The organism is Vibrio sp. 2-Bac 85, from assembly GCF_037546705.1.
Taxonomy (GTDB): domain Bacteria; phylum Pseudomonadota; class Gammaproteobacteria; order Enterobacterales; family Psychromonadaceae; genus Psychromonas.
The window spans coordinates 1-8,639 of record NZ_JALAAB010000034.1; the positions used below are offsets into that span (position 1 = coordinate 1).

Here is an 8,639-nt window from a genome sequence, read left to right on the forward strand (position 1 = left end):
GACTTGATACAACTGTTTATTTCGTTCTGATTTTGCTCTGCATAGTCTTGCAAGATCTGCTTGATTGCTTGCAAATTCTTGTGGTTTTCTTGCTGTATAGATTGCTTGATCTGCAGCGACTCGCTCTGCATAGTTTCCGCTAAATTCGAAAGCTTCTTCATAGATGGCACCTTTTAGTTTTATATTTTTTCCGCCATTTGGATCTTTAATTGAAATGGTATTTTTATGTTTTCTGGTAATCGTAAACCCTGCACTTTCCAATGATCTGACTACGTCAGACCTTTTCTTTACCAGCCCTGATTCAATCTGGTTTAATAGTGCGTTTGAAATTTGGGAAATTTGTTTTTTTTTCTCGAAAGGTAAGTTCGTTACATTCAAGTCCATGGCAGAACGCTTATTTTCTGGCGCATCGGGATCATGTAAATGTAACATGGTATTAATACATCTTTTCCAGACATCAAGGCGCTTACAATCAATAGGGTGATAGTATGGCTGCAACCTTTTTCCTGTCGTTAGCTCGACACAAGGCACAACAAAATTAAGCTCTAAACGATCCTTATCTTTGTGCTCTACCCATAAAATGGAATACTGATTTTTATCAAGACCAGGGAGCAATACCTTTTCAAATTCCGCCATGATTTTATCTTTGTTGGCTTTTGAAAGGTCACGCTCTTCAAAAGATAAGCACCCACTTTTATATTTCTGTTTAAAGTCGCATGAGTTAATTAAGTTTATGACTGAGTCACAATCCCCTTGATCCAGCGTCGCCCCCTCTCTTTTACGGTCTTTTCCTAAAAGATAATCAACTGGGCCATTACCACCACCGGTGCCTCGATTAAAAAATTTAACGATCATGATCGATCCTATTCTGCTCTTTTATAAGCTCAATATTTTCAGCCATCGATTGAAGAATCGAAATAACTTTTACTTTATCAATAGGGTTAAAATCTTTTGAATTTAAGTGTCGGGCAATCTGATTGATGTTGTTGCCAATACCAGATAATTGGTACAAAAGTTGTGGATCTATATTTGGATAATTAGGCTTTCTTTTTGGCTTTTGAGCAAGGCAAGTTTCACGCATCCAAACAGCTAATTCAGATCCTCCACAACGAGCCAAAAGATCTGATTTTTCAGAATCGGAAACACGTATAGATATTTTCTTTTCTCTCTTTTCTGACTTAGTCATAACTGTCATATTCTTAATAAAGGTTTGGTCATTTAGGGGTTTGGGGGCTCCCCAACCAGCAAAGAGGGATAGGTGCGAAGCGCCCCCTCTATGTCTGCTGGCTTTTTACTTCGTAAAAAGAAACCCATTCAATCTTAAACCTGTTAAAAAAATATGCAAGAAAGGTTGATATGACTTAGTCAGAAATAGATTCCATGGTATAATGACTGAGTCATATACAAGGAGATAGCAAATGAAAATTATTGATGATGAACAGTTTTTTGAATACCAATCTGAATGGTTTAAAACACAATTTAAAAAAGGTGACTCAAGTGGTGTATGGATTGATTTTAAAGGCGTTGAACATGCGTTTAAAATGGATCGATATGGGTCTATGTTTGGGGACGTAACACACATTAGAAAAATGCTTAATGAAGTCGGTTTAAAACGTTTAAATAATGCCATCTCAGCCCGTAGAAAAAGAATTAACCAAACAAATAAAAAGTCTGTTCAGCTAACATTGGATAAGAACGTAGCATCAAAGCTTAAACTCATGGCGGAAACCAAAGGGATGACTCAGTCAGAAATAATAGAGGGAATGATCACTGGTGAAATTCAAATGGATTTATTCAAATAGAGTCAGTCTAATGAATGACCTTGGGGTAGTCGCTCAAGTTAGAGGACTTATGACTACGTCATATCAAGGAATAACCTGGGGAAAACAAAAAGACGTTTACCACAAGTTATTTCCCTTAGTCCTCCAACTCACTCCTTAAGCCGGTAGCCCTCTATTTGGGGTCTAAAAGAAAAAGAGTAATGCCGGCTAACGCGCTTAAATATTTGTTTTCGGCTACGCCGACCCCTACCCATATAAGGACATTTTTATTCTTTTTATCGAGTAGCGAATCACATTGTTTCGTGTGTTTTCGTTAGCCCTACGTGCCATCAGATACGCTCAAAAGCGCCCCTCTCCGTCGATGACAATCAATTAGGTATATCTATCAGGATTTCTGATAAACCCGCTTCAATGCGGTTCATTAGGCTTTTCTAGGGCTATAAGTGGCTATGCTTATAACCTGCCGTATTACGTCGTTTTCTAATTGATCCGTTACGCCAGTATTCGAGAATCCCTTGATTACTGGTGGATGCATTTAATAACGTCCAAGATAGGATTTTTAGGTCCACATCATGATTCCAAACGAAATATAGGCAGATACAGTTTGATTTTTTCAGGGGAATGTTTAAAATTGCGGTAAGTTCTTAGTTTACCTAGTCCCCTAAAGACTCTGTAAATGCCGAAATAACCGCGCGTCAACGCGGTTTTTTCACATCTGGCGTTTAGAGTATTCTGTAAAGCGCTAAAAATGAAGCTCTTTCTCTAAAAAAATTCTATTTTTAAAACCTCACTCTCCCCCAAAAAAATAATCTAATAAAAATCCTGTCGCTTACAGCACGGGACTGACGTTATATAAATATTAAATAATAATTATGTTAGAACCATAAAATTACAGTGTAACTATTCATGGGTCCTTAATTTAAAATCTGCGGGTAATTGGGCTGAAAAATTCAAAGTAGGCGATCTCAGGGGCTAAAAAAAACCACCATTTGGTAGCTTTTTTCTTTCGTAAAACGGGTGTTATGGTAAATAAGTCACATAAAATAATTATTTACCATAGTTTCATAATTTTTGATTGCCATAAGGCTGTTCTCGGGTAGACAAGTTCCATAACATATCAATATCATATAAGTAATGCTCTGCTAAGAGCTTTAAATTGCTATTAGTTATAAACAAACGAATGGTGTCATTATTGCTTCTTTCTGTAAAAGCAAAAGTATCTTCAGATAACTTAACGAAAAAAGACTCACTAAGATTCAATGTCTTTTCTTTAAATGGTAATTCATAGGTTAATGATTTTCCAGAGGATAAATCTACACTCCACAATTTACTATTTGTAAGTAAGAAATATAACTTTCCATTTGATTCAACGACTAGGTTCCTTAGGTGTTCTGAAGGAAGTGTAGCTACTTCAGAAACTTTACCATGCTCCAATCTGTACAAACGGCTAGATTTAAGTTTCGTAGGAGTATTTTCAAATTTATGCTCTGTTGTTGCTAAATAAACCTGATGATTACTCGTCACCACAAAGGTAGGAAACATCCAATGAATAGGCTCATTATTTAATCTTTCAATTTTGTAAGATTTCAAGTTAATTCTAAATACATCACTCTTATGAGAAATCGTATAAAGAAAATCACCTACTACTTTAAATGCTTTAACAGTCCCAATTGGAAGACGTTTTTCTACTTTTAAGCTAGATAAATCGACTATAACTATGTTGCTGTACATCTCATCTGGTTGGAAAACAGATGGAAAAGTTTGTGAATTATTTCCATCATTAAAAACTAAGTTAGTGTTAAATATAATTTTTTCTTTATAAAAATCAAAATAAGTAACACCATCACGAGTATCCTCCAAAAATTTTTTTTGGAGGCCATTTAACTGAATTCCGCTTTTTGGTCGAAACATAGAAGGAGTGATACCGAGAGAAGGCAATAATTGTTGAGTATGAATAAACCCAACATCGAAAGGGATCATCGATACTTGAGGGAACCATGCCCCTCTGATCTCTATATTATTTTTTCGTTCAATTAAACGAGTACCATCAAATGTGACATGTATATATTTATTGAAAGCATTGACAATAATGTCTCCTGCTTTGCTATCTGATGGTGAAATCGCTTTGACAGAAAAAGAAGTTAATACTATTAGTATCATTATTAAAAATTTCATGTCGACTCTACTATTTTTAATAATCTAAAATTATTTACCATAAAAACCTCTTCTGAATATTGCATTCGGGTGATTATAAATATCCTCAGGCATAACATAAAGACCGCCACCGAACTCAACTTTTCGACCTTCTTCTGATAGCCATTCGTTATCTTTAAATGCATAACGCAACGCATTCCACACTAATTTACTACAATACTGAGTAGAATGGTCTTTTAAGAGCCCAAAACCATATGGAGTATTGAGCTGAAGCCTTAAATATAAATTTATTTTACTTGTTATTTCTTGGTATGCGGCCATCGAACTAGCCGGTCCTGAAGGTTTTTTTAGCTGCCAACTAAAACCCACTTGATTTAAAGTTTTATATTGTTTCCACCAGGATAAATCAACTATTGAAACTCCTTTACTATCAGGAAAAGCATGAAATATCTTTCCTTCTGAATACATACCGACATGGTTCCATTCCCCCTGAATATTGGGAATGATTCCTTTTGATGAGCTAGGACTTTTAGCAAAGAACATATCTCCTTGGTTCCAAACCATATTAAAGTTATGTACATAATTTTTAGGACTAGATCGTGACAAACTGAAATCATTGTAAGTAATTTCTTCCGATTGGCTTGGGGAGAGTTGCCAGTTACTAGGCAAATAATTGATTTTTTTTCGAAATTATTTTTTTCCTCATGTTTTGTTTCTGCATTTCTCTATTCGTAAACACGTGACCTGAATTGTCCATCATTGTTTCTTGATTTAATATATTTACACTATCTTGAGGTTGAGTTTGAGGCTTTCTAAAGTGGCTTCTAGCAACTTCGAATTCAAGATTTCCATTGACGTATGCCTCTTCATTGATTAAAGAAACATCATTTATTAGCGAGCGCAACATCTCCAATTCATGATCAAGTTTTTTATAACTACCATTTTTATGTAAATTAATGAGTGAGGGTAAATATTTATCTACTTCTTGGATTAGCTCAACATTAAAGTTTGGACTATTTTGATAAATGTCATCGGTAAGGTTATTTACAAGTTCGGAGGAGTTATATAACAAATTATAATCTATTTCTTCTGCCAAGACAGAATAGTGTAGGAAATAAAAGGGTAGTAACGTGATTAAAGACATACATTTTTTCATTTTAAACTCCTTTTTTATGATATAAATTTGACTGCTAATGAGTTTAAACAAAAAAAACCGGTTACAACCTAAATGTATATATAAGTAATTAATCATCCAAACCTTGTGATGTAACATCCACAAAATATCACTTATGTTAAATCGGTACTTTCAGCCCCCAAAAAAGGCTTCCAGTGTAGAGCTGTGGGATGTTTTTATAAGCCCCTCTTACGGATTGTCTTTCTATTGGATAGAGCAGCTCAGATCACTGCTATGGGGTTATTTGATTATTAAACAGGGGGGTAAATACAACAAAGGCCACCATTTGGTAGCCTTCGGCAATTATTACTTCTAATATTAAACGTTAAAACCAACGTGCTTCCCTGTTGGAAGTTCAATATCAATACTCATCCGCCCTCCCATCGCCTCAACGTAACGCTTAATAGTAGAAAGCTTCACGTCATTTCCTCTTTGCTCAATAGCAACAACAGAGGGCTGACTAATCCCCATAGTTTTAGCTAATTCTGATTGAGTAAATTCAAGCTCCTCACGAAGGGATTGGAGCTTTACCTCCAGCAACATTTCGTTTGCCATCTCGGTAATACGTACCTGGCTCTCTTGGGTTCGAGCTGCCATCATGTCATTTAATTTTCTTGCCATAATTACTTCTCCAGATCCGCAAGGTGCTTAGAAAACTCTTTATCTGCAATAGGGATCATCTGTTTGTAAAAACGTTTTTCGTTACCAACTTTATTGCCGGCACAAAGAACGATTGCTTGACGTCGAGGATCAAAAGCAAAGAAAGCTCTTAATGGTTCGCCTCTATGTTGAACTCTAAGCTCTTTCATATTTTTATGATTCGATGCATTAACTGTATCTACGAGTGGCCGCCCGACTCCGGGACCGCCGCTTTGTAGTGCGACTAAACCAGCTAACATTTTTTCTTGTACGTCATCCGGTTGAGAATCAAACCAATCATCAAAATGGTCTGTTGTAAGGACTGTCCACATTATAGAATTCTCTAATATAGATTATAGTCTATATATACTATCATAAAAAAGGCCAGTAAAAACTAGCTTTCATCTCTGTGTTTAACGGTTTTATGGTAAATGCATCCCTAAGATGCGTACTCAAAGGAAGTTAAGCAACTATCAATGAATGCACTTAAACGTACTGTACGATGCATGCACGAAATGCCACTTATGTAAAAATTTAATAGTTACACTGTAACTTTATGATTGCACCTTAATTTAAAATCTACGATGAAATGGTCGATAAAAATAAAAGTAGGAAACCTCGGGCGCTATAAAAACAAAAAGACCACCGATTAGGTAGTCTTTTTTCTTTCGTAAAACGGGGTATTATGGTAAATAAGGAGTAACCGTCACTTATTATCTGTAATTTTATTCTAACAAGCAGTACCGCTAATAGATGAACCATATGGAATGCCTAAATATGTCATATATACACTTGAGGCAGCACTCCCAGTCGAGATTGTTGTTGAGTCCATAAATTTACGATCATGCCATCGCTCATTAGTTCCCCAATATCTAGCCCACGAATTGACATCAGTACTCCCCTTAACTTTTATGGTTATAGTGTAAGTAGTATAACCAATATGACTAACCACTGGCACAGGTACGCTCCATTTAAAAGGAGGAGCATACCCAGAGAATCGCGTACATGTTGAAGCGCGAGTCATAGAGGTAGTAGATTCTTCAAGTAAAACTTCATTTTTAAAAGGGATTGTAGGTTTTTCATATGAAGACCCATCCTCATCGTAGTTTATTTGTTGAAAATAACATTCATCTCCAGGTAAACTTCCTACTGGTACATCTGGAACCACGTTTGGATCTGTAAATAACATAGCTTGAGAACAATCTTTTATAATTGTATTTCCATGTCTATCTATACTTTCATATTCTCCTTTAGTTATATAAACATTTCCATCCTGACTATAAATTTTTCCAGTTACTTCATCTTTATAAAAAGAAGATGTGTCAACAGTAATTGGATCTCCATTCATATCATAAGCATTTTCAGAGAAAACTGAATTAGTAAGGAACATTGAGGGTAAAACAGCCAAAATAAATATTTTTTTCATCTAAAGACCACCTGAAAATAAAAAAACAATAAAATAAAATTAACATATAAAAAAGATTAAAAAAAACAACTTGTATGTAAATAAAACAACAATAATGAGATGTGAGTTTTATTGAGTATTTTATTATCAGCAATATATTCATGGTAATATTTCTTAACTCATTATAAATAATAGGCTTTCAATGTAATGTTAATAACAATCGCAGTTTTTTTATTTCCACTTGAAGCTTATATAAATAAATCAAAACTAGAAAATGAAGGCATTCCTGTATTTTTAACAAATGAACATACTATAAATATGCAGTGGTTATATTCAAATGCTTTGGGTGGTGTTGGTTTACAAGTTCCGAACGAATTTTTAGAGATCGCTAAAGCTATATTAAATGAAGACAGAACTATTGATTTAATTGAACAACAAGGGAATGATATATTTCAATGCCCCATTTGTGGAAGTGAAGATACGATAGTTCATCAAACAGGTCGCCTCGGTGCATTTTTCACATTTATTTTGGTTGGATCTCCCTTGTGGCGAATAAAAAATAGAATGAAATGCAATAGGTGTGGTTTTATTTCAAACTAATATTATTTGTTAGCCAAAACGTAGGGGACCTATAACGTTATGCATGAAATGACTGTTATGTTAAATAGTGGTTTTAGCACCTAAAAACAAAGACCTCACAAAAAAACGACCTCCAAAACGGCATTCTAAGCACTTTAAAATGAACATTTAAGCCATTACAAGCCGAGTTTATTTTTACTTTTAGGAGCCTGTTTTAGCCCTTAAAATTGATTTTTCTGTTTCACCTCAATGTGGGCCTGAAAGGATTGTTTTCGACCTTTTTATCCAGCTTCAACTCCCTTTCTTCTTCTCTAATAAAACGTTTAACTGTATCGCTAAATCGGTGAGATGCCCTGTCAATCTCTTCACTGACTGAGTCAGATTTTTGTTTTCCTGCTGTAAAGCCTCGCAAAACTTCTGTTGCTCTAACGAGCGATTGACCAAACTCTCTGAAGTATTCTTGAAATCTTGAAACATGATCTCTTGATTTTTTGATAGCTCGGTTAATGCTTCCAGTAGGTGTTTCTCTAGCTCTGTCATTTAATATCCCTCTGGTACCATCCACGGGTAAACCCCGTCCGTTCCGTATGTCGTCTGCTCCAGATCTATTTTGATGCACAATTGATTCTGATCCCCACAGGTCGTTATTTGAAGATTCCCTCCCTTGCTCTCCAACTCTTGAATTACTGCTTGTTGCGCTATTATATCCTCTCCCATTTTCCACGATATCCCGCTCATCCCCGCCGTGAATACCAGCATGATTGAGAGTATTGCACCGCTGAATTTCAGCGTCTTGGAGACGCGATAGTTGGTTACTGAGTCGATGCTTTTCTTCGCTTCTTTCTCTAGCTTGCTGAATGATCCCTTGTAGTTGATGTCGAGCTGTTTCTGACTTTGTTGCAGGGAC

General features: G+C 35.6%; 12 protein-coding genes. 2 read left to right on the plus strand and 10 right to left on the minus strand.

Translation table 11 applies throughout. The features are described from left to right. Both MT390_RS19450 and MT390_RS19455 read right to left on the minus strand, forming a co-directional pair. On the minus strand, positions 1–855 hold an 855-nt coding region (locus MT390_RS19450; RefSeq protein WP_499442853.1), incomplete at its 3' end, for a relaxase/mobilization nuclease domain-containing protein. Then, a complete protein-coding gene (locus tag MT390_RS19455) occupies positions 845–1,186 on the minus strand; it encodes a MobC family plasmid mobilization relaxosome protein (RefSeq protein WP_499442855.1) in 342 nt (113 codons plus the stop codon). The genes MT390_RS19455 and MT390_RS19450, both read right to left, overlap by 11 nt. A gap of 232 nt (positions 1,187–1,418) precedes the next feature. Here MT390_RS19455 and MT390_RS19460 point away from each other — a divergent pair, with 232 nt between their 5' ends. Beyond that, on the plus strand, positions 1,419–1,802 hold the full coding sequence (locus tag MT390_RS19460) for a ribbon-helix-helix domain-containing protein (RefSeq protein ID WP_499442856.1): 384 nt from the start codon (positions 1,419–1,421) through the stop codon (positions 1,800–1,802). A gap of 1,041 nt (positions 1,803–2,843) precedes the next feature. Here MT390_RS19460 and MT390_RS19465 read toward each other — a convergent pair. The 6 genes from MT390_RS19465 to MT390_RS19490 form a co-directional block, all read right to left on the minus strand. Next, positions 2,844–3,956 carry a hypothetical protein gene (locus tag MT390_RS19465; RefSeq protein WP_499442857.1) on the minus strand — a complete coding sequence of 371 codons (1,113 nt, stop codon included), beginning with the start codon at positions 3,954–3,956 and terminating at the stop codon, positions 2,844–2,846. A 30-nt stretch (positions 3,957–3,986) separates the two neighbouring features. Then, positions 3,987–4,478 carry a YiiX/YebB-like N1pC/P60 family cysteine hydrolase gene (locus MT390_RS19470; protein ID WP_499442858.1) on the minus strand — a complete coding sequence of 164 codons (492 nt, stop codon included), beginning with the start codon at positions 4,476–4,478 and terminating at the stop codon, positions 3,987–3,989. Positions 4,479–4,596: 118 nt separating this feature from the next. Then, on the minus strand, positions 4,597–5,091 hold the full coding sequence (locus MT390_RS19475; RefSeq protein ID WP_499442860.1) for a hypothetical protein: 495 nt from the start codon (positions 5,089–5,091) through the stop codon (positions 4,597–4,599). 336 nt (positions 5,092–5,427) lie between these two features. Next, positions 5,428–5,730, minus strand: coding sequence for a helix-turn-helix domain-containing protein (locus MT390_RS19480; protein ID WP_499442862.1), 303 nt, complete (start codon positions 5,728–5,730; stop codon positions 5,428–5,430). Positions 5,731–5,732: 2 nt separating this feature from the next. Beyond that, entirely contained in the window at positions 5,733–6,080 is a 348-nt protein-coding gene (locus MT390_RS19485; protein ID WP_499442863.1) for a type II toxin-antitoxin system RelE/ParE family toxin, read from the minus strand. Between the two features lie 398 nt (positions 6,081–6,478). Then, the gene (locus MT390_RS19490) at positions 6,479–7,174 is read right to left on the minus strand and encodes a hypothetical protein (protein ID WP_499442865.1); all 696 of its coding nucleotides are present in this window, start codon (positions 7,172–7,174) and stop codon (positions 6,479–6,481) included. A 186-nt stretch (positions 7,175–7,360) separates the two neighbouring features. On the opposite strand from MT390_RS19490, the gene MT390_RS19495 reads away from it, so the two are divergent. Continuing rightward, positions 7,361–7,753: a putative signal transducing protein gene (locus MT390_RS19495; protein ID WP_499442867.1), complete on the plus strand. Its 393-nt coding sequence runs from the start codon at positions 7,361–7,363 to the stop codon at positions 7,751–7,753. A 270-nt stretch (positions 7,754–8,023) separates the two neighbouring features. On the opposite strand, the gene MT390_RS19500 is transcribed toward MT390_RS19495, so the two are convergent. Both MT390_RS19500 and MT390_RS19505 read right to left on the minus strand, forming a co-directional pair. Further along, on the minus strand, positions 8,024–8,272 hold the full coding sequence (locus MT390_RS19500) for an MbeD/MobD family mobilization/exclusion family protein (protein WP_499442868.1): 249 nt from the start codon (positions 8,270–8,272) through the stop codon (positions 8,024–8,026). After that, a partial coding sequence (locus tag MT390_RS19505; RefSeq protein ID WP_499442869.1) for a hypothetical protein occupies positions 8,273–8,639 on the minus strand: 367 nt, incomplete at its 5' end.

Coding starts and splice junctions, on each gene's coding strand:
- MT390_RS19455 (WP_499442855.1), bottom strand. CDS start 1,186: ATGACTAAGTCAGAAAAGAGAGAAAAGAAAATATCTATACGTGTTTCC.
- MT390_RS19460 (WP_499442856.1), top strand. CDS start 1,419: ATGAAAATTATTGATGATGAACAGTTTTTTGAATACCAATCTGAATGG.
- MT390_RS19465 (WP_499442857.1), bottom strand. CDS start 3,956: ATGAAATTTTTAATAATGATACTAATAGTATTAACTTCTTTTTCTGTC.
- MT390_RS19470 (WP_499442858.1), bottom strand. CDS start 4,478: ATGTTCTTTGCTAAAAGTCCTAGCTCATCAAAAGGAATCATTCCCAAT.
- MT390_RS19475 (WP_499442860.1), bottom strand. CDS start 5,091: ATGAAAAAATGTATGTCTTTAATCACGTTACTACCCTTTTATTTCCTA.
- MT390_RS19480 (WP_499442862.1), bottom strand. CDS start 5,730: ATGGCAAGAAAATTAAATGACATGATGGCAGCTCGAACCCAAGAGAGC.
- MT390_RS19485 (WP_499442863.1), bottom strand. CDS start 6,080: ATGTGGACAGTCCTTACAACAGACCATTTTGATGATTGGTTTGATTCT.
- MT390_RS19490 (WP_499442865.1), bottom strand. CDS start 7,174: ATGAAAAAAATATTTATTTTGGCTGTTTTACCCTCAATGTTCCTTACT.
- MT390_RS19495 (WP_499442867.1), top strand. CDS start 7,361: ATGTTAATAACAATCGCAGTTTTTTTATTTCCACTTGAAGCTTATATA.
- MT390_RS19500 (WP_499442868.1), bottom strand. CDS start 8,272: ATGACAGAGCTAGAGAAACACCTACTGGAAGCATTAACCGAGCTATCA.